This is a genomic window from Kitasatospora sp. NPDC001225, from assembly GCF_053597855.1.
Genome location: NZ_JBSFJC010000016.1, coordinates 1 through 20,077, shown reverse-complemented (window position 1 = coordinate 20,077; position 20,077 = coordinate 1). Strand labels below are relative to the sequence as shown.

The following is a 20,077-nucleotide window of genomic DNA, read 5'->3' as shown; positions in this document are numbered from 1 at the left end:
TCCCCCTCTCAGTAGCGCGGGTCCACCCGGTAGGTCGGGTAGTCCGGCACGTACCAGTGGCTGGAGTGCCAGATGCCGAAGGTGAACCGGACCCCGTGGCTGCCCCGCTTGTTGGCGGCCTTGAGGAACTTCTTGCCGATGCTCTTCATCAGGTAGGACAGCGCCCACAGGACCCAGCCGGCGGCCCGGGCGGCGATGTGCGGGAGCTTCTTCAGGATCCCGGAGATGCCCTTGGAGATCTTGCTGGAGACGACCAGCAGACCGCCGATGGTGTTGCCCTCGGCCCGGCTGAAGTTGGCGACCCACTTCTTCTTCCAGGACATGCCCGTCAGGTCGTCCATGGTGATCGGGTCGACCGGGTAGCCGTAGGCGTTCGGCGAGCCCTCCAGGACCGGGTCGGTCTGCAGGAATCGGCCGGTGGTCGGGTCGTACAGGCGCACGCCCATCAGGGTGAGGCCGGAGACGCTGTCGGCCTCGCGCTGCGCCCCGCCGAGCCAGCCGTACGCGGCCGAGCCGGTGGCGTCGACGACGTTGCCGTACTCGTCGTAGTGGTAGACCGCGAGGTCCTCGGTGCCGTCGGGGGACATCTGGACGGACACGTCGCCGTGCAGGTTGGTCAGCAGCAGGACCGCGCCGCCGTCGGTGCCGGTGGCGGCCGTGAGCCGGCCGGTCAGGTCCAGGACGTTGCGGGTCAGCTTGCCGGCCGCGTCCTTGGACCAGGTCGGGCTGTCGGTGCCGCCGTCGAAGTGCCTGGTGTCCTGCGCGGTGACGGTCCAGGTGCCGTCGGTGCCCTTGGTCTCCGTGGTGGAGAGCGCCAGGCGGCCGGCGGCGTCCAGGTCCCAGGTCTTGCGGGTGTCGCCGAGGGTCTCGGTGCGGACCAGGTCGTTGGTGTGGTAGCCGACCTGGGTGCCCTTGGGCAGGGCGGTGGTGCGGCCGAAGGCGTCGTACACGTAGCCGGCGTCGGTGAGGCGGTCGGCGGTGTCGTAGCCGTGGGTCTCGGCCTGGGTGACGGTGTCCGCCGTGGCCGGGTCGCAGTCGTCGGTGACGCTGGTGCGGTTGGTCCGGTTGCTGCTCCTGTCGAACGCGTAGGTCCGGGTGGAGCAGGCCAGGCCGGTGCTGTCGGCGGCCTTGGTGAGGCGGCCGGTGGCGTCGTAGGTGTAGCCGCTGGTGGTGCTGTTGCCGTCGCTCTGGGTGCGGCCGGCCTGCTGTCCGTGGACGGTGAAGTCGGCGGTGTCGGCCAGCAGGACGGTGCCCGCCTGGTTGGTGTAGGTCTTGCCGGTCTGGACGCCCTGGCTGTCGTAGCTGCTGGTCAGGGTGTTGCCGCCGGGCATGGTCTGGGAGACCAGCCGGCCCTCGACGTCGTAGGAGGCGGTGAAGGTGCCGGCCACCGAGTCGGTCAGGGAGGTGGGCAGGCCGCGCGGGTCCTTGGCGGTGTCGTAGCCGTAGGTCACGGTGGACGGCACCGAGTCGGACTTCTTCACCGGGCGGTCGAGCTTGTCGTACTCGGTGGTGGTGACGTTGCCGGCGCCGTCGTCGTAGGAGACCTGGCGGCCGAGCCGGTCATAGCCCTGGGTGACGGTGGCCTTGCCGTTGCTGGTGGTGGCCAGCTCGCCGTTGGCGGGGTCGTAGCCGAACACCGTGTCGGCGACCGCGGTGCCGGTGCCGCCGCTGATCGAGGTCTTCACGGCGCGCCCGGCCGTGTCGTAGCCGCGGGTGGTGGTGCGGGTGACGCCGTTGGCGGTCTCGGTCTGGACCGTGACGTTGCCCCAGCGGTCGTACTGGAAGGTCTTCGTCGGCAGCTGCAGCGGGTTGGCGCCGCCGCCGGCGATCTGCGCGGCCGGGGCGATCGAGCAGACCAGGTCGGCCCACTCGGGGTGGCCGGCGCAGGCGCCGGTCCCGGTGCCGGTGTAGTAGGTGGTGACGGTGGTGGCCGCGTCGGAGCCGGTGGAGTTCGGGCGGCTCTGCGAGGTCACCCGGCCGCTGGCGTCGTAGCCGGTGCTGGTGGTGATCTTCAGGCCGGCCGGGTCCTGGACGGCCGAGGTGGGCAGGCCCTGGGCCCAGTCGTAGCCGGTGGCGGTGGTCCGCGTGTCGGCGTCGGCGGCGTAGCCGTCGATCCGGGCGCCGACCGTCACCGAGGTGGTCATGTCGCTGACCGCGGCGTTCGCCGGGCGGCCCTCGTCGTAGCCGTTGACGGTGTGGGCGCGGGCCGGGACCTCGTCGCCGGCGGCGAGCGCCGGGGAGCTGCCGGAGGCGGCCACGCCGTGCTCCAGGGTGACCAGCTGCAGCGGGTCGTACTGCTCCAGCAGGCGCTTGCCGTCGGCCGAGTGGACCGAGGTCGAGGAGAGCACCTGGGCGCGGTCGGCCGTCGAGCGGCCGGCGATGCCGAGGGCGCGCAGCTTGTTCAGGTCGTTGCCGGTGGTGGCCAGGGCGAGGACGCGGTTCTCCGCGGAGAGGGTCCGCACCGGGCTGCCGTAGGCGTTGTACTCGGTGGTGGTGATGCCGCCGCCGGGGGTGGCGGTGTTGACCTCGCGGCCGGAGGCGTTGGTGTACGTCACCGAGGCGCGGTTGTAGCCGGCGGTGCCGAGCGCCTTGCCGTCGTGGGTGGCCGGGACGGCGTCGGGCGGCAGGACGGCGGTGGCGTCGGTCGGGGCGTCGCTCTGGCCCCAGGCCGCGACGTCGGACGGCGCCAGCGGGTACGGCGCGTTGGCGCCGCTCAGCGGGACGTCGTAGACGACCGAGGTGGTCGCGGTGCCGTCGGTGACGTCCTTGCTGCCCTGCTTGAGGGTGGGCCGGGAGGCGGCGAGCAGCATGCCGTCGCCGGCGGTGGCGGCGTTGCCGGCCTTGCCGTACTCCAGGGTCCACGGCAGCTCGCCGGGCTCGATCACGGTGGTGACCCGGCCGGCCGCGTCGTAGCCGTACGCGGTCTTCAGCGCGGGGCTGATCCGCGGGTCCCAGACCTCGCGCAGCCGGCCCTGGGCGTCGTACGCGTACTGCGCGACGGCGACGGGGGTGGCGGTGGCGGCGCCGGGGTCGGTGGACCACAGGCGGATCTGCTTCACCTGGCCGGCCGTGTCGCCCAGGGCGGACGCGGTGGCGGTGGTGGTGTCGGCGTAGACGTACTCCAGCACCCGGCAGCCGGCCGTGGACGGCACGGCGGCGCAGTTGGCGGAGGCGGTCGCCGAGGACGGCGCGACCACGTACTTCGGGCGGGCCAGGGTCTTGCCGCCGGAGACGACCTTCTCCGAGACCACCGAGGTGGTGGAGTTGTCGCTGGGCAGCGAGGAGCCGGAGGCCTGCCAGGTGGTGGCGGCCGGGTCGACCTTGGCGAAGGTGACCGTGATGCCGTCGGTGTCCTTCAGCGTGAAGCCAGCGGTGAGCACACCGGTCAGGGTGAGGTTCTCGGCGCCGGGCTCGGGCTTCCAGCCGCCGGCGCCGGTGGCGGTGAAGCCGGTCTCGGAGCCGTCCGCGGAGACCACCGAGAGGGAGGTCGCCGAGGTCTGGCGGACGTAGGAGTAGGCGGCGTCGGTGAGTTCGGCGGTGGTGCCGGAGCTCCACTGCGGGCCGAAGATCGCCGCCTGGCCCTCCTGGGCCGAGCCGTTGGCGGGCCGGCGGGAGGAGAAGGAGCGCTCGGCGTGCAGGCCGAAGGCCTCGGCGTCGCTCTCGGAGAGGGTGAGGTCACCGGTGAGGGTGTTCACCTCGCCCGGGCCGACCTTGGTCTCCGGCGCGGTGCCCGCGTTGCGGTCCACCGTGACGGTGTTCGGCTCGGTGGCGTCGGTGGCGGTGCCGTCGGTGAACACCGCGCGGACGTCGACCGGGCCGTTCTCGGCCAGGGTGTCGGTGATGTTCCAGGTCAGCGCGGCCGGCTTGCCGCCGGGGGCGGTGAACGGCCAGGCCGTCACCGGCTTGCCGTCGGTGGTGGCGACGTTGGCGACCGGGACGTCCTTCCAGGCGTCCGTCTCACCGCGCCGGTACTGGTAGCGCACCCCGGTGTAGGTGCTGTTGCCCTCGGCCTGCAGCGAGGTGCGGCGGGCCGGGCGCTCGCCCGCGCCCGGCGCGACCAGGGCGGAGCCCTTGCCGGCGTAGAAGGCGTACGTCCTGTCGGCGGAGACGTTGCCCGCGGCGTCCCGGGTGTGCGCGGCGACGGTGTGGGAGCCCGCCTTGAAGGTGAGCTTGGCGCTGACCGGGGTGCCGGTGGTGGCCGCGGTGACCCAGGCCCCGCCGTCCAGCCGGTACTGGATGTCCTTCACGTCGCTGGTCGGCGGGGTGAAGGTGAAGGTGCCGCTGTAGCTGCCGTTGGCGTCCGGGGTGCCCGCCCACTGGCCGGCCGGGAAGTCCCCGGAGGAGACGGTGGTCGCGCCCGGCGCCGTGGTGTCCACGGTGAAGGAGCGGAAGCCCGACCAGGCGCTGTTGGCGGTGCCGTCCCAGGAGCGCGAGCGCCACTTGTAGGCGCCCGGCGCCAGCTTGGTGCCCGGGGCCCAGGTGAACGTCGAGCCGGAGGCCGCCATGGCGGTGCGCCCGGACTGCAGCGCGGCCGTGCCGTTGGACGCCCAGACCTCGAAGTCCAGGGCGATGTTGCCGCCGTCGGGGTCGGTCGCCTTGGCGGACAGCGTCGGAGTGGCGTCGTTGGTCAGCGCGGCGTCGGCCGGGGAGACCAGCGTGGAGACGCCCGGCGGGGTGTTGTACGTGACCGACAGGTACGGCGTGTTGGACGTCGCGTTGCCGGAGTTGAACTTCTTCCAGCCGTACGGGTCGGACTCGTCGGTGGCCCGGATGCCCAGGGTGTTGTTGGTGTTGCCGTTGGCGGCCCAGGCCTTGACCAGCGCGGTGATGTCCTGGTTCACCCAGCCGTCGTTGCAGGAGCTGGAGTAGCCCTTGGTCGCGGTGGACGTCGCCCACTTCTTGTTCCAGCCGGGCTGGGCCGTCCAGCGGGTGGCCGTGGTGGCCGTGCCGGTGTCCCAGACCTCCCAGCTCTTCGCGGTGCAGGACCAGCTGTGGAAGTTCCACAGGTTGAGCTTGCCGCCGGTGATCTGCTTCCCGCTGATCTTCGCCATCGGGAACTGCAGGAACGAACGCGCCACCTGGCCGGAGCCGTTGTTGCCCAGCTTCAGCTCGGTCTGCGAGGAGACGTCGGTGGCGTAGCCCTGCTGGACGAAGGTGTCGAAGCCGACGCCGATGTTGACCGCCGGGTCGATGGTCACCGGGTACTTCGTCTTCGGGTCGTTCAGGAACGCGGCGTCCGGGGTCAGCGTCAGGTCGATCGCGTTCCCGTTCTGGACGACCTTCAGCGCGACGGGAGCGGTGCGGGTGTGGTCGCCGCTGCGCTCGTCGACCTGCGCGTCCCACATCACCGGGGCGGGCAGCTGGCCCTTCTCCTCGCCGGTCTTCGGGTCGAGGAACGAGACCGAGTCGTCCGGGTTCTGCCGGGCCTGGAGGCCGGCCGTGTCCAGGGTGAGCGTCACGCTGCCGTTGGCGGCCACCGCCGAGCGGTCCTTGAGCTCCAGGAACTGCTCGAAGCCGGTCCGGGTGGACTCGATGACCAGGTCGGTGGCGGTGAGCGCGTCCGCGTACCGGGCCCTGGCGCCGTCCACGGTGGGAGCGGGCAGGGCGCCGCGCCAGGACAGCGACATCGCGGTGCCGTTGCCGTTGTCCAGCGAGACCAGCGGCGTGGCCGGGGCCTGCTGGGCGCCGGCCGGGGCACCGGCGGCCTTGAACGCCGACGCGGCGGCGGGCGGGGTGGCGCCGGCCAGCGAGAGGTTGAGCGGGTGCCCCTTGGCCTTGACACTGCCGTCCGACTGCCGCGCCAGGTCGACGTCGATCGGCTGGAGCCTGCCGGCCTTGTCCTTGTAGCGGACCGGGCCGGAGGCGAGGTCCAGCGTGGTGGTGCCGTCCGGGTTGATCCAGCTGGTGGTCGACTCGGTGCGCTCGTCCACCACCTCGATCCGGCGGTTCTCCAACCGGGCCTTGAGGTGGGCGGTCGCGATGTCCTTGGCCTCGGCCGGGCCCAGGGCCTTGGCGGGCTTCGGGGACTGCTCCGTGGTGACGGCGACGGCCTGACCGGTCGTCATGATGACGGCGGCGGCCTCGACCGAGAGCACCACCGCCAGGGCGACGGCGGTGTGGCGCAGTACGCCGTTGCCGCGGCGAGGTGCGGAGGGGGGCGGCGAGCCGGCTTCGGCCCGCTGCCGCGGTGATCCGCCCGTGGGGCGTGACATGGAACTCCTCGACTGGTCCGTACGGGAAGGAAAGGTGGTCGGAAAACGGGGGGACGGCCGACGTGCTGATGGTGCGTCAGCCATGGCGGGGTAAAGCGACAGCAAAGAACCGGCCAATCTCCCGGGCGGGAGGAACCGGTCGAAAGCCGTCTGGAAGGCCGGAAAGCCCCCGGGCGCGACGGCGGGTGGCCGACGCCCTCGGGTACGGCGCGGGCCGCAGCGGGGCCCGGTGCGTTTCAGCGCGTCCCGGCGCGCTCTTCAGCGGCGTCCCGACGGGAGCCGGACGGCCGCCGGCAGGGCCCTGGCCAGCAGGTTCCGCGCCCTCGACCGGGCCGCCGCCTCGTCGGCGGCGCGGACGTAGAGCACCAGGCCGACGCCCTCGGGCACGGCGCGGGCGCGTACGTGCTCCAGGCCGTCGTCCGGGGCGGCGCACGCCCACAGCGCGGCCTGGGCCTCCGCGGCCGCCGCCTCTCCCGAGGGGGCGGCGGCGCCGGCCGGCACGGTCAGCTGGACTGCGAACACCGCAGGTCAGGCCTGCGTGACGGCGTCGTCGGCGGGCGGGGCGTCCCAGCCGATCGACCGGGCGGAGGGGTTGTCCCAGCCGATCCCGCCACCCGGGCCCTGGGTGGCGGACGGGGCGTCGGTGGCGGTCGTACCGGCGGCGAAGGCCGGCGCGGCGGAGCCGGCGAGGGCGAGGGTCAGGAGGACGGCGGCGAGTGGACGGACGGCCACGGCGGATTCCTGTTCTGTGCGGGAACTTCGTTGGGGGATAACGCAGTTCTGGGTGTCCGGGAATTCGGGGAATGCGCGCACGGCGAATCCTCCCGTTCCGCGGGCCGCCACGGGAAGGGAATTCGGCGGGCAGGAACAGGACAGGCAGCATGCTGCAGAACCGCGAAGGGCGGCAGCGGCGGGGGCCGTTGACCGGATCATGCCCTTGTGAGGGGTTCCGGCCGGGGGAAGGATCGGCCCGGGCCGACCGGGCATACGGAATCGTCCACGGGGATCAGGGGTCGAGAAGTGCTGGAACTGCTGGGGTTGGACGCCACCACGGAAGCCGTCTACCGAGGAATGCTCGCCGACCCGGAAGGCGGGGTCGCGGAACTCTGCGACCGGCTCGGCCTCCCCGAGGCCGCCGTGCGCGCGGCCCTCGACCGGCTCGCCGACCTCACCCTGCTGCGGACCTCCCGCGAACGGCCCGGCACCCTGCGGCCGGTCAGTCCGGAGCGCGGCCTGGAGATCCTGCTGCGCCGCCAGGAGGAGGAACTCGCCCGTCGGCAGCAGGAGTTGGCCGCCTCCAAGGCCGCCGTCGCGCGGGCCCTGGGGGAGTACGCCAAGGTGCGGACCGACACCCCGGTGGGCGACCACGAACGGCTGCTCGGCCTCGACGCCATCCAGGACAAGCTGGAGGTGTTGACCGCCCGGCTGACCACCGAGGTCCTGGCGGTGATGCCCGGCGGCGCCCAGTCCGCGGCCAGCCTGGCCGCCTCCCGTCCGCTCGACGAGGACGCCCTGCGACGCGGCGTCAGCCTGCGCACCGTCTACCAGGAGAGCATCCACGACGCCCCGGAGACCCTCGACTACGCCCGCTGGATGTCCGGCCTCGGCGGCGAGGTGCGCACCGCACCGGTGCTGCCGCCGCGGATGCTGGTCTTCGACCGCAGCACCGCCGTGCTGCCGATCGACCCGGAGAACACCCGGGCCGGCGCCCTGTGCACCCGGGAGCCGGGCATCGTCGCCTCCCTGGTCGCCCTGTTCGAACAGACCTGGGAGACCGCCGTCCCGATCACCGACGACCCCGACGGCGCGCCGCCGCTGACCCTGACCACCGGCGAGCGCGAACTCCTGCGCCTGCTGTCCACCGGCCTCACGGACGACGCGGCGGCCAAACGCCTCGGCGTCTCGGTACGGACCGTCCGCCGCCAGATGGCCGTCCTGATGGAACGCCTCGACGCGGCCAGCCGCTTCGAAGCCGGCCTCAAGACCGCCCGCCGCGGCTGGCTCTAGCCGCCCGGCGGGGGGTCGGCTGCTGCGGCGGCCGCGGCGGCCAGGCGGTCCACCTCGACCCATTCGTCGAGGTGGAGGCCGTACAGGCGGGCCGGGTGGTCGGCGGCGGGGTGGGTGGGGAGGAAGGCGGGGGAGTGGCCGCGGTGGAGGTACCAGGAGCCGAGGCGGACCAGGGCGGCGCGGCGTTCGGCGGCGCTGGTCTCCACGGAGCAGCGTTCGGCGGCGTAGAGGCGCAGGAGGTCGTTGAGCCGGTAGTGGTCGCGGTCCTCGGGGGTGAGCAGGTGGGCGGCGGCCAGCCGGTCGAGGACGGGTCGGACGGCGGCGGGCGGGGCGCCGGCGAGGGCGGCGGCCGCGTCGGCGCCGATGCCGACGGCCGGGACGAGGGCGAGCAGTCGGAGCAGGTCGCGGGCCTCGCCGGGCAGTGAGCGGTAGGAGAGGTCGAAGGCGGCGCGGACCGCCGAGGTGTCGTCGCCCTCGATCTGGAGGGCGCTCAACCGGTGCTCCGTGTCGAGGAGTTCGGCGGCGTGGTCGGTGAGGCTGCGGTCCGGGCTGGCGGCCAGGCGGCTGGCGGTGACGGCCAGGGCGAGGGGCAGTCGGCCGCAGGCGTCGGCGAGTTCGGCGGCGGCGCGCGGCTCGGCGCGGGTGCGGTGCTCGCCGACCATGCGGGCCAGCAGTTCGAGGGCCTGGTGGGCGGGCAGGACGTCGAGCACCAGCGGCCGGGCGCCGTTGCGGACGGTCAGTCCGTCGAGCCGGGTGCGGCTGGTGACGACCGTGCGGCAGCCCGGGGCGCCGGGCAGCAGCGGGCGGACCTGCTCGGCGTCGCGGGCGTTGTCGAGGATCACGAGCAGCCGCCGGTCGGCCAGCCGGGAGCGGTAGAGCGCGGCCGCCTCGTCCGCCGCCGCGGGGATCCGGTCGCCGGGCACGCCGAGGGCGCGCAGGAAGCGGGCCAGGACGGTGCGCGGGGCGAGCGGCGCGTCGACGGAGTAGCCGTGCAGGTCGGCGTAGAGCTGGCCGTCCGGGAAGCGGTCGCGGACCCGGTGGGCCCAGTCGACGGCGAGGGTGGTCTTGCCGACCCCGGCCGGTCCGGAGACGGCGCAGACCGCGCACGCGGCGGCGGCCGGCCCGGCCTGCTGGTCCGCCGGGTCGGTGAGCAGCGCGTCCAGGGCCCGCAGTTCGGTGTCGCGTCCGACGAAGGTGGCCAGGGCGGGCGGGAGTTGGGCGGGCGACGCCTGCACCTGCACCTGCGCCTGCGCGGGTGGCGCCGGCGCGGGTGGTTCCTCGGCCCGGGCCGTGGCGGCGGGCACCGGTTCGGTGGCCAGCAGCTCCAGGTGCAGCGCCCGCAGCTCGGGCCCGGGGTCGAGCCCGAGCTCGTCGGCCAGCCGTTCCGCGAACCGGCGGTAGGCGGCGAGCCCCTCGGGGGTGCGTCCGGAGCCGTGCAGGGCGCGCATCAGCTGTCCGGTGAACCGTTCCCGCAGCGGGTGGTCGGCGACCAGCGCGGTGAGTTCGGGGACGGCCGTTCGGTGCCGGCCGAGCGCGAGTTCCAGGTCGAGGCACTCCTCCCAGGCGGTCAGCCGCAGTTCGTCCAGCGCGACGGCGCCCGGGGCGTCCGCGTCCACGGCGAGTCCGTCGAGGGCCGGTCCGCGCCACAGGGCGAGTGCGGAGCGGAGCCCGTCGACGGCCTCCGGGGCCCGCCCGGCGGCGGCTTCGGCGCGGGCGAGGGCGAGCCGGTCGGTGAAGTCGCGGGCGTCCAGGCGGTGGCCGGTGAGCGTGATGCGGTAGCCGCGGCCGTCGGTGAGCAGGACGGGCGGCGCGTCCGGGTCGGCCTCGGCGAAGCGGCGCCGCAGCACCCCGGCGAGGTTGCGGACCTGGCGGGTGGCGGTGGCCGGCGGCCGCTCGTCCCAGACGGTGTCCACCAGGCGGGCGACCGGTACGGAGGAGTCCGCGTTGAGCAGCAGGGCGGCGAGCAGCCGCTCCTGCCGGGAGCCTTCGGAGGGGATGCGTCGGCCGTCGCCGGTCCACACCTCCAGCGAGCCGAGGATCCTGAACTCCAACGTCCCTCCCTGGGGCCCGCGGGGCCGGGCCGGACCGGCCGCCGTGGAGGACGGGCGCGAGTCGTGACGAACTGATGATCAGATCATGCCAGTTGTGTGCGTTCGGTTGAGAAGTTTCTTGTGCACCGGCCGAAACGAGCCGGTCGCCCAGTGAGGACCCCGAACCCAGGAGCAGTCGATGAACCGTCTGAAGAAGGCCGTCGCCACCGCGACCGCCGTCGCCGCCGCCGCCCTGATCCCGCTCACCGCCGCCCCGGCCTCCGCCACCACCGGGCCGGCCACCCACCTCGGGATGACCTGGTCCGTCGTCTCCAACGGCCCCGACGGCACCGTCCAGGTCGGCGGCCCCGGCGGCAGCCCGAGCAACGCCTACAACGGCGACACCGCGCCGTCCGTCTCGCTGCCCGTGCTCTGCCTCAACGTCGACGGCAGCCCGGCCCCGTCCGGGATCAGCCTCGGCTTCTACAACGGCTGGGCGCAGGGCACCGTCGCCCTCAGCCAGCCGGTCAAGGGCTCCCGCCTGAACAGCCGGGCCGCGGCCGACAGCGTCTGCCAGGCCGGTTTCGGCGCCGGCTGGCGCGAGGCCGAGTTCCACGACGGCCACTACGGCACCGACCTGTCGCAGACCGGCGGCTGGACCTTCTGGGCCTACGGCAACATCCCCAGCAACACCCGTTTCTGGACGGCCATCAACGACCAGCCGGCCAACCCCTGGAACTGACCGGACGCACACCGCCGGTGCGCCCGCCCTCCTGGCGGGCGCGCCGCGGTGGCCGGGTTCCGGGATTCGCCGACGGTCCGTCCGGGTACGCCGTACGCTCGGGGCGCAGGCGGTCGGCCGCCGCCCGGGACCCGGAGGAGGACGGCGTGAACACGGCTGCCGCACGGCAGGACACGGCTGCGGAACGCACCTCCCGGGGCGGGCCCCGGATCGACCCGCTGCTCGCCGACCGCGTCACCGAGGCGCTCCTCCTGGCCGGCCTGCCCGTCGGGTACGGCGGACACGGCCCCGGCGTCCAGTTGCGCCCGGCCCGGCCGTTCGACGACTCCGACGACTGCGCCGGCCTGATCGCCCTGCACTGGGAGCCCGGCCCCCGGCTGGCCGCCGCGGCGGCCATGGAGGAGTTCCAGCAGCCGGCCGCCGCCGCCGGCCGGGTCGTCACCAGCAGCATGCAGAACGCCCTGGCGGAGTTCCTGCCGGCCTTCGGCATCGAGGTCGAGGCCGGCCGGCTCGACGGGGAGACCAGGGTCGGCCGTACCAGCGGCCCCGCCCCGGCCACCGGACAGGACGCCGGCCGGGACGCCGCCGCTCCGGCCGGGTCCCGCCCGCAGGACCTCGGCATCGGCGCGCACGTCGTCGACGCGGTGCGCCGCACCGCCGCACTGGCCGGACTGCCGGTCGCCGACCACCTGCACGCGCCCGGCATCACCCTCGCCCCGTGCCGGCCCGTCGACGACGGCGACGACACCACCGGCGTCGCCGACCTCCGCTGGAACCCCTCCCGCCGCCTGTCCGCGGCCGCCGACGGCGACACCCCCGCCGCCGAGCGGGCCGCACGGGCCCGCACCGCCGTCCAGGACGCGATGCGGCACGCCTTCGGCGCCGTCCTCGGCGCCTGCGGCCTCGACCTCCAGTGGTGCCGCCCGTCCGCGCTCCCGTACCAGCTGCGCGCCTACGGCGCCGCCGAGCAGCCGCCGGTACGCCACTGACGCCCGGCCCGCGCGCCCGGGGCGTCCGGGGCGTCGGCTACGGGGCCTCGGCTTCCTCCCGCAGCCCACGGACTGAGGGCCCGTGCGGTTGCGGCCGCGGTCGCCAGGGCGTGCGGAGGCGGTGGGCCAGGGCGCTGGCCGCCACGCAGAGGGCCAGCGCGCTCCAGAGCAGCGGGGGGTTCTGCAGGCCCAGGCCGATGACCGCCGGTCCGACCGCGTAGGACACCGTCCAGGTCAGCTGGAACAGGGACATGTACGGTCCCTCGTCGCCCTTGGGCGCCATGGCGACCGCCGTCGCGGCCGCGGTGGGCTTCGAGGCCAGTTCGGCCAGCGCCAGCACCACCGCCACGAGGACGGCGAGCGGGCCCTGGAGGGCGTGCGGGGCGGTGGAGACCGTCGCGGTGAGGGCGATGGCGCCGGCCGCCGCGCCGATCGACAGGCCCAGGACCCGCGAGCGGCTCCAGCCGGACACCAGCCGGCTGATCCGCATCTGCAGGGTGGTGGCGGTGGCGTAGCGCACGACGACCACGACGGTCGGCCAGTAGGCGGCCTGGTGGAGGCCCTCCACCAGGTAGAGGGGGAAGGCGACGGTCGGGATCAGCCAGGCCGCCGAGAGCAGCGTCTGGGACGCGACCAGGGACAGGAACGGCCGGTCGCCGAGCGCCGCCCGGGTGTTCGACCTCGCCGCCCGGAGCCCGGGCCGATCGGCGGCCGGCACGGTCACCCCCAGCAGGAGGGCGGCCGCGAGGAGGGAGCTCGCGCTGTTCAGGGCGAGCGCGACCTCCAGGCCGTGCCCGCCGGCGAGCGCCATCAGGGCGGTCGCCCCCAGGGTGCCGACGCCCAGGGAGGTGGTCTTGAGCACGGTGACCGCGGAGAACCACTCGGTGAGTTCCTCCGGCTTCGCGAACCGCGCGACCAGGGTGGGCCAGGCGGCGCCGTAGAGGCGGTCGGAGGCCGTCACGAGGAAGGTGGCGGCCGCCACGGTGACCAGGTTCCCGGCCGCGAAGAACAGCCCGTACCCGAGCGCGGTCAGGACGTTGCTGACGACCAGGCAGGACTTGGGCCCCACCGCCTGGACGGCCCGTCCGCAGAGCGGCACGACGGCGAAGGACGCGAGCGACCCGACCGTCACGGCGGTGCCCGCGGCGGCCGCCGGGAAGTGCCGGACGGTGACGAAGAACAGCAGCGACAGCGGCAGGAAGACGCCGGAGCCGAACGTGTCGATCGCCACCGAGAGGAACAGCCGCCGCTGCCGACGGAACCGCCCGGCCCCTGTCATGCCACCCCCACCTCGAACCCGCCCCCGACCGCCGCGCGGCTACCGCGTGTCGCGCAGCTTGAGAATGTACGTCGCGGTCAGCGCGACCGCACGGTCCTCGTCCCGCGCGAGCGCTTCGAGGGCGCGGGACGCCGTACCGCCCGGGACCTCCGCGAGCGCCTGGGTCAGCCGCCGGCGCGCGTCCGGGCCAATGTCCTCCTGGGCTAGGCGGTCGACCAGCCCGGCGGCGATCCGGTCCGCCAGCGCGGGCCCGTTCACCGGTGCCGGACTGCCCACCGGAGCGGAGCCGTTCGCCAGCGCGCCCAGCGCGTCCGCCGCGTCGGCGTCGTTCGTCGCCCCGACGATCATGTCGATGAGCGTCGGGACCGCGTCGGCCACGCCGCGGGCCCCGAGCGCCAGGGCCGCGCACCTGCGGACCACGGCGTCCGGGTGCCCGAGGGCGTCCCGCAGCAGTGCGGTCGCCGTCCCGTCCGGCAGCTCGGCGAGGGACCGGACGGCCCGTTCGCGCACCTCGGCCGCGGACGAGTCCAGCCCCTCCGCGAGCAGGGCCGTCCCGTCCCCGCCCGACTGCGCCAGCGCCCACCGGAGCGCCCCGGCGACGATCGGGTCCGACTCGCCCAGCACGGCCTCGACCAGCGCCTCCACCGGCACCGCCGCGTCCTCGCCCGCCGACAGGGCGGCGCGCTGCCGCGCCCCCGGGCTCTTCGACTCCAGGGCCTGGAGCAGCGCGACGACCCGGAGGACCTCCTCCCACCCGGCGGGCTCCGCGGCGTCGATCCGCCGCAGCCGGGTGAGCAGCTCCGTCTCCGCCGCGATGCGCTCGCGGGTCCGGCAGATGAGGTCCTCGACGAGCTCCGCGGGCGCGAAGCCGGGATCGTCCAGGGCCCGACCGACGTCGCGCAGCGAGAGGCCCAGCGACCGCAGGCTCTCGATGTGGAAGATCCGCCGGATGTCCTCGTCCGCGTACCGGCGGTAACCGGAGCCGGTGCGCCCCGTCGGACGCACCAGCCCGAGCGACTCGTAGTGCCTGAGCATGCGGGCGCTGACCCCCGACCGCCGGGCCACGTCGCCGATCAACACTGCCTACCGTCCCTCCTGGCGGCCCTCGCCGAAGACCGCCGTGCGCTTCGCCTCCTCGACGGCGAGCTCGAACCCGGCGTCCGGGTCGTGCCACAGCCGTTCGGTGGCGAGCGCGTGCGCGCGCACCCCGGGGTCGGGGTCCGTCGTCGCGGCGCCCAGCGTCGGCAGCACCGCCTCCCCGAGCGCGACCAGCGCCCGGCTGAGGCTCAGCCGCGTCTCGCGTCCGCCGCGCCCGAGCTGAGCCGCCAACACTACGGCCAGCGCGGGCACCCCGTCCTCGGGTACGAGCACGACCGCGGCCCGCCAGGCGCTGCGGGCCACCTCCTCGTCGGCGTCGGCCAGCAGCGCCGGCGTGATCGCCGGCCACGCCCGCCGGTCCCCGATCTTGGACAGCGTGTGCAGGGCCTGGCTCCGGGCCTGCGCCCGCTCCGCGCGGACCTCGCCGAGCAGCAGCGGGACGGTCACCGCCGCCTCGTGGCGGGTGAGCGCCCAGGTGAGCATCTCGCGGACGGAGAACTCGGGCTCGACCGCGCACCGCCCGACGAGCGGGCGGACGAACCCCCGGTCCGGGTTCGTGCCGACGGCCAGCGCCGCCCGCAGGCGCACCGACGGGTCGTCGTGCTCCAGCCCGCGGAGCGCCGCCGCCCGCATCGTGTCCCTGTCCTCTTCCGGCCTGGTCATCAGGACCACCTCCTGGGCCTCAGTGAAGGGCTTGTCACGGTGTCAAGGTCAAGCGGGTTCCGTGCGCGGTGCCCGCGACGGCCCGGGCGAGGGCGGGGCGGCGGCCGGGGCGGGCCGGTCGTCCGACGGCGGGATGGAGGGTCCGGTCTTACGGTGAATGTGGGGCTCTGCCGGTGCGGGTGCCCCGCTCCGGGTCGTCCGGAGCCCCTCCACCCGGCTGCTCGTCCCTCCGTCCCCGTCCCCGTCCCCGTCCCCCGTCCGCGAGGCGACCGCGATCGAAGGAGACCGTGTCATGGCCAGCAGTACGTCCGGAGTCGGCCCCACCGCCCGGGGCCGCGAGCAGTACCCCTACGCGTCAGGGTGGACCATCTTCGCCGGGGTCATGCTGATCACCGCCGGCCTCATGGCGATCTTCCAGGGCAGCGCCGCCATCACCCACGACAGCCTGCTCGTCGTCACCCGCAGCTACGTGTACGCGATGAACACCGAGGGCTGGGGCTGGATCCACCTCATCCTCGGCGTCTTCGTCGTCGTGGCGGGTGTGGCGGTCTTCAGCGGCGCCGCCTGGGCCCGCATCGTCGGTCTGGTCGTGGCAGGGCTGGGGATGATCGCCAACTTCCTCTGGCTGCCCTACTACCCCCTGTGGGCCATCGTCCTGATCGCGATCGACGCCCTCGTCATCTGGGCCCTGTGCGTCGGAACGATCAAGACGGACCCGATCTGACGGACGGCACGGCCGCCGCTCCACGGGCCGCCGCGGCCCCGGCGGGTCCCCCTCAGCGGCCCGGTGCGGCGCGGCGCCGCCGTCGAACCGTGTGCCGGACCGCCGTCGGTGCCAGCCCCACCCCCACGCTCACGGCGACCGCCGCCGCGGCCAGCAGAGTGGACCGCCAGGGCCAGGACGCGCCGGTCAGCTCCAGATGGGCCGAGGGGTACTCGGAGAACTTCGCGGTGGTCAGTGCCGTACGGCGGTCGCCGTGCTCGGCGAGGTCCCGCAGGACCGGATCGAAGCCGAACTCCCCGGACCGCCGCCCTCCGCCGGGCAGTTCGGCGGCGAGCCCGTTGCGCAGGGCCCAGTCGCCCAGCGCACCGTCGAGGCCGGAGGCGTCCCTGACACCGGGCACCACGAAGCGGTCCGCGCCGTGGGCGCCTCCCGTCGCGGGCCGGGTGACGAGGACCAGGCCGTGGCGGGTGGTGACGGTGTCGCCGGCGCCGATCACCAGCGTCCGGGTGGCGAAGGAGACTCCGCCGTACCCCTCGAAGGCGGCGGCCGCGTCGATCTCCTCGACGCCGTCGACCAGGCCGATGGCCGTGGTGGGGCGCAGCCACGGGAACGCGGCGTTGAGGGCGTACGGGAGGTCGCCGAGGGCGAGGTGGTTGGCCGGTATCGCGGTCGGCCCGTCCGGAGTCCAGCCGGGGTAGGCCAGGCCGGTGCCGATACGGGTCGACTCCGCCTCGCCGGCCAGTTCCCCGACCAGCCGCAGCGCGCCCACGGTGCCGGAGGTGACGCCCGCGGTGGTGGTCACCCGCCCGTCCTCGACGTAGCGCCGCCCGCGCTGCCAGTCGACCTTCGGGTAACCGCGCTCCAGGGAGCCGATGTTGGACCAGAACGACGTGGCCTGGCGGCCGTCGAGCAGACCGGAGGCGGCCAGCAGCTCGGAGCCCGCGCACACCCCGAGGATCCGGGCGCCCTTGCGGTGGCGTTCGACGATCCACTCGCGCAGGCGCTCCTCGCCCGCGCCGGCGGGGTCGGTCACGGCGGGCACGACCACCACGTCGGGTTCCGGCAGAGTGCCGTCCGCCACCTCGGCCAGCGTGTGGTCGGGCAGCAGATGGGCGCCGCCGGACAGCGGGGAGACACGGCGTTCGGCGGCCACCGTGTAGACGAACATCGTCGGCGACTCGGCGAACACCTGGTAGGGCGCGAGGACATCGGTGGCCACGGACCCCTCGTTGCTGACCGCGACCGCCACGGTGATCCTGCCCTCCGGCACCGGCCGGGCGGTCGGCCACTCCCGGGCACCGGATCCGCGCGGCGCAGGGGCGAAGCTGTCCGCCATCGACGCGCTCACCCCCGCGAAGGCGATCCCCGCGAAGGACGCGGCCGCCAGACCCGTGCCCAGCAGCACCCGGCCGGTACGGAGCAGCGCCCGGTGCCCCCTGCGTGGCCCGGAACTCATCGTGAACAAGACATACCTCGACAATCCGGGCACGTTCCGGCAGCACGGTGCCGTCGGCCCTCGTGGAAACGGGAAAGGGGGAAACCGGAGGAGATCGGGGGAAACCGGTCGCAGAAGAGGCTCTGCGCCGAGGAGGCCGGGCCCGTCAGGCGGTCGGCCGCAGTGGCGCCCGCAGCAGCGAGGGCGGGGCCCCGAAGGCGTCGGCGACCACCCGGCGCAGCTGCCGGGCGTCACGGAACCCGCACCGGAGCGCGACCGCCTCCACCGTCAGGTCGGTACCGGACAGCAGGGCGCGGGCCCGCTCCAGCCGCAGTTGCCGCTGGTAGGCGAACGGGGTGAGGCCGGCGGCCGCGGTGAAGGCCCGCGTCAGACCGCGTGGGGACAGCCCGGCGATGCCGGCGAGTTCACGCAGGGTGAAGGCGGCGTCCAGATGCTGCGCCAGATGGTCCTGCACCCGGTGCACCGCGGGCTGGACGTGGTCGCGGTGCCGCAGGAACGGACTGATCTGTGCCGCGTCCCCGTCCCGCCGCAGGTACAGCACCAGCTCACGCGCGACCCGCCCGGCCAGCTCCGGGCCGCGCTCCCGCTCGACCAGGGACAACGCGAGATCGATCCCCGACGAGATGCCCGCACTGGTGCTGATCCGCCCGTCGTGCACGTAGAGCGCGGCCTCACGCACCCGGGCCCGCGGGTACCGGTCGCGCATCGCCGAGGTGAGCGACCAGTGGGTCGTGCACGCCCTGCCGTCCAGCAGCCCCGCCTCCCCCAGGACGACCGCACCGCTGCACACGGACGCCACCCGGGCACCCGCGTCGTAGGCCTCACGCACCCAGCGCACGACGGCGGGTGCCACCAGCCGGTCGGATCCGGTCAGCCGGGGGCCCGGCACGAGCACCAGGTCACCGGCTGCCGCCCGGCTCGTGTCCAGCGGCGCCAGCCCCGCCAGCCGCAGGCCCTGGGCGGACCGCAGAGCGTCCGCCTCGGCGACGTACTCCAGCCGGTAACCGCCGCCGAGCTGCGCCGCGGCGTCGAACACCTGCACAGGACCGCCGAGGTCCAGCAGATTCACCTCGGGCAGCACCAGGACCAGCACCCGCCCGGTACACCCGTCCGTCTCCTCGCTCACCCCGCCACGGTAGGCCGCGAGGAACCGCCCGCACGAGGTCTCCCAGGGGCGGACGGCGGACGGATCTGGCACTGGACGCGGCGGACGCAGGCCCAGCGCACCGGCCTCAGCACCGGCCGGTCAGGACGGCCGCCCGCCGAACTGCCAGTCGTGCACCTCGATGTCGGCGTACCGCTCCCGGGTCAGGACGGCGCCCGCCGCATCCCGGTCCGACGCCCGGAGCAGCGCGGCCGTGCCCAGCCAGGCGGTGCCGTCGTCGGACAGCAGCGGACCGTAGGCGATCAGCCCGTCCCGGTCGGCCGGCACGGCGAGGTCGACGGCCGGCCCCGAGCCGAGGCCGAGCACCAGGTACCGGTTGCCGCCGGTCCGGCCGCCGGGGAAGTCCCACATGGTGCGCCCCAGCGTGTTACTCCACCGCCGCAGCAGCACGTCCCGGTAGACGCCCGCCTGGTAACCCGGCTCGGCGAAGGCGAACGCCCGGGCCGCGGCGGCATCGGGCAGGTCGATGATGTGCACGCTGCCGGTGGGGGCGTCGCGGTCCTCGGTGAGGGTCGGGCCCCGGGCGATCAACTCCTCCGCGTACCCGTCCATGTAGGACCAGTGCTGTTCCAGCAGTTCGCGGCGCAACGTCCCGGAGCCGGGCCGGTCTCGGTGGTAGCAGAAGAACTCCATGCCCGTAGGGTCCCCTGAAGGAGGCGGCCAGGTCCAGGGCCCGCGTCGACGGCGGATTCCGACCGCATGCCTCCGTGACGGCCGCACAGGGCGGTGGCCCGGGAGGACTTCCTCCCGGGCCACCGCCCTCGGCCCGTCAGGACCGGTCCGGCCTTGTCGGGCTCACTCGCTCACCCCGCCCACCCGGCGCCTGCGCGCCCGGACCAGGAGGGCCAGCACCGAACCGAGACCGGCCAGCGCCGCACCGGTCGCGGCGTAGGGCCGGACCGACGAGCCGGTGTCCGGCAGCGGCCCGCCCTCGTGGTGCTGCTGGTGCCCGCCCTGCGGGTGCTCGCCGGGACCGGTGCTGCCGTGCTCCGGCCCCTGGCCGTTGCCGTTGCCGTTCCCATTCCCGTTGCCGTGGCCACTGCCGTTCCCGTTGCCGTTCTCATGGCCGGGCTTGTGCTCGTGGCACTCCTCCTTCTCGCACGGCGGCGTGCACCGGGCGAGCGCGGAGGACGGCGGAGTGGTCACCGGCTCGGTCCCGGGCGGCGAGTTCGGCGGCACGTAGGAGGCCGTGACCGTGTTGACGGTGTCCTCACTGATCAGGCTGGAGCAGTAGAACTTCTTCGTCTGCCCGGCGGCCAGATCGAACGTCCCGGCCGCCACCGTGCAGGACACCTCCTGGCGGTCGTTCAGCGTGATCCCGGTCAGGTCCACCGTGCCGGTGTTGGTCACCGTGATCTGCCAGAACGCCTGGCACTTGTCCGGCGCACACGGCTCCTCGGACGCCCCGCCCTTGTGCAGCGTCACCTCCTTGCCCCACGGCCCGGCGCCGCCCTCACCGCAGTCGCCGGACTTGTCCGACTGGCAGACCTCCTTGTCGACGCTCAGCGACGGAACGTTGGTGCCGCTCACATCCACGCGCGCCTCGGACGGGGGTGTGGTGATCGGGGTGCCGCCGGGGCCGGGGAAGGAGGCCGTCACCGTGTTCGTCGTCGGCTGGGTGACGCCTGGCAGGTTGCAGAACACCTGCTTGGAGGCACCTGCCGCGAGGTCGAATGTCCCCGCAGTTGTCACGCAGGCCGGTGTGACGGAGT

At 74.5% G+C, this 20,077-nt stretch carries 15 protein-coding genes; 4 read left to right on the top strand and 11 right to left on the bottom strand.

The window, feature by feature from the left end; all coding sequences use genetic code 11:
- Positions 1-8: 8 nt before the first annotated feature.
- From ACWDCZ_RS07935 to ACWDCZ_RS07925, 3 genes are all read right to left on the bottom strand, one after another.
- Entirely contained in the window at positions 9-6,212 is a 6,204-nt protein-coding gene (locus ACWDCZ_RS07935; protein ID WP_449815508.1) for a DNRLRE domain-containing protein, read from the bottom strand.
- 258 nt (positions 6,213-6,470) lie between these two features.
- Complete coding sequence (locus tag ACWDCZ_RS07930) at positions 6,471-6,734, bottom strand: hypothetical protein (protein ID WP_074005920.1); 264 nt, start codon at positions 6,732-6,734, stop codon at positions 6,471-6,473.
- A gap of 6 nt (positions 6,735-6,740) precedes the next feature.
- On the bottom strand, positions 6,741-6,944 hold the full coding sequence (locus ACWDCZ_RS07925) for a hypothetical protein (protein ID WP_049660754.1): 204 nt from the start codon (positions 6,942-6,944) through the stop codon (positions 6,741-6,743).
- A gap of 288 nt (positions 6,945-7,232) precedes the next feature.
- Between ACWDCZ_RS07925 and ACWDCZ_RS07920 the strand changes: the two genes are divergently transcribed.
- Positions 7,233-8,219, top strand: a complete 987-nt coding sequence (locus tag ACWDCZ_RS07920) for a LuxR C-terminal-related transcriptional regulator (RefSeq protein WP_074005918.1) — start codon at positions 7,233-7,235, stop codon at positions 8,217-8,219.
- Here ACWDCZ_RS07920 and ACWDCZ_RS07915 read toward each other — a convergent pair.
- Complete coding sequence (locus ACWDCZ_RS07915; RefSeq protein ID WP_449815507.1) at positions 8,216-10,270, bottom strand: BTAD domain-containing putative transcriptional regulator; 2,055 nt, start codon at positions 10,268-10,270, stop codon at positions 8,216-8,218. The two genes, ACWDCZ_RS07920 and ACWDCZ_RS07915, sit on opposite strands and share 4 nt — an antisense overlap.
- A gap of 178 nt (positions 10,271-10,448) precedes the next feature.
- Between ACWDCZ_RS07915 and ACWDCZ_RS07910 the strand changes: the two genes are divergently transcribed.
- Entirely contained in the window at positions 10,449-10,991 is a 543-nt protein-coding gene (locus ACWDCZ_RS07910) for a hypothetical protein (protein WP_380743608.1), read from the top strand.
- A 146-nt stretch (positions 10,992-11,137) separates the two neighbouring features.
- Positions 11,138-11,980, top strand: a complete 843-nt coding sequence (locus ACWDCZ_RS07905; RefSeq protein ID WP_449815506.1) for a hypothetical protein — start codon at positions 11,138-11,140, stop codon at positions 11,978-11,980.
- Between the two features lie 37 nt (positions 11,981-12,017).
- Here ACWDCZ_RS07905 and ACWDCZ_RS07900 read toward each other — a convergent pair whose 3' ends face one another.
- Genes ACWDCZ_RS07900 through ACWDCZ_RS07890 form a run of 3 tightly spaced genes read right to left on the bottom strand, consistent with a single transcriptional unit; the run spans position 12,018 to position 15,020 of the window.
- A complete protein-coding gene (locus ACWDCZ_RS07900) occupies positions 12,018-13,259 on the bottom strand; it encodes an MFS transporter (protein ID WP_449815505.1) in 1,242 nt (413 codons plus the stop codon).
- A 39-nt stretch (positions 13,260-13,298) separates the two neighbouring features.
- Entirely contained in the window at positions 13,299-14,339 is a 1,041-nt protein-coding gene (locus ACWDCZ_RS07895) for a HEAT repeat domain-containing protein (protein ID WP_449815504.1), read from the bottom strand.
- A gap of 3 nt (positions 14,340-14,342) precedes the next feature.
- Complete coding sequence (locus tag ACWDCZ_RS07890) at positions 14,343-15,020, bottom strand: HEAT repeat domain-containing protein (protein WP_449815503.1); 678 nt, start codon at positions 15,018-15,020, stop codon at positions 14,343-14,345.
- A gap of 292 nt (positions 15,021-15,312) precedes the next feature.
- Here ACWDCZ_RS07890 and ACWDCZ_RS07885 point away from each other — a divergent pair, with 292 nt between their 5' ends.
- Entirely contained in the window at positions 15,313-15,744 is a 432-nt protein-coding gene (locus ACWDCZ_RS07885; RefSeq protein WP_049656746.1) for a DUF7144 family membrane protein, read from the top strand.
- A 52-nt stretch (positions 15,745-15,796) separates the two neighbouring features.
- On the opposite strand, the gene ACWDCZ_RS07880 is transcribed toward ACWDCZ_RS07885, so the two are convergent.
- The 4 genes from ACWDCZ_RS07880 to ACWDCZ_RS07865 all read right to left on the bottom strand — a co-directional run.
- On the bottom strand, positions 15,797-17,200 hold the full coding sequence (locus tag ACWDCZ_RS07880; RefSeq protein WP_449815502.1) for a DJ-1/PfpI family protein: 1,404 nt from the start codon (positions 17,198-17,200) through the stop codon (positions 15,797-15,799).
- A 145-nt stretch (positions 17,201-17,345) separates the two neighbouring features.
- Entirely contained in the window at positions 17,346-18,326 is a 981-nt protein-coding gene (locus tag ACWDCZ_RS07875) for a GlxA family transcriptional regulator (RefSeq protein ID WP_220450029.1), read from the bottom strand.
- 120 nt (positions 18,327-18,446) lie between these two features.
- A complete protein-coding gene (locus tag ACWDCZ_RS07870) occupies positions 18,447-18,998 on the bottom strand; it encodes a YciI family protein (RefSeq protein ID WP_375875444.1) in 552 nt (183 codons plus the stop codon).
- A 162-nt stretch (positions 18,999-19,160) separates the two neighbouring features.
- Positions 19,161-20,077 (bottom strand): DUF7617 domain-containing protein (locus ACWDCZ_RS07865; RefSeq protein ID WP_449815501.1); only part of this gene is annotated, 917 nt, incomplete at its 5' end.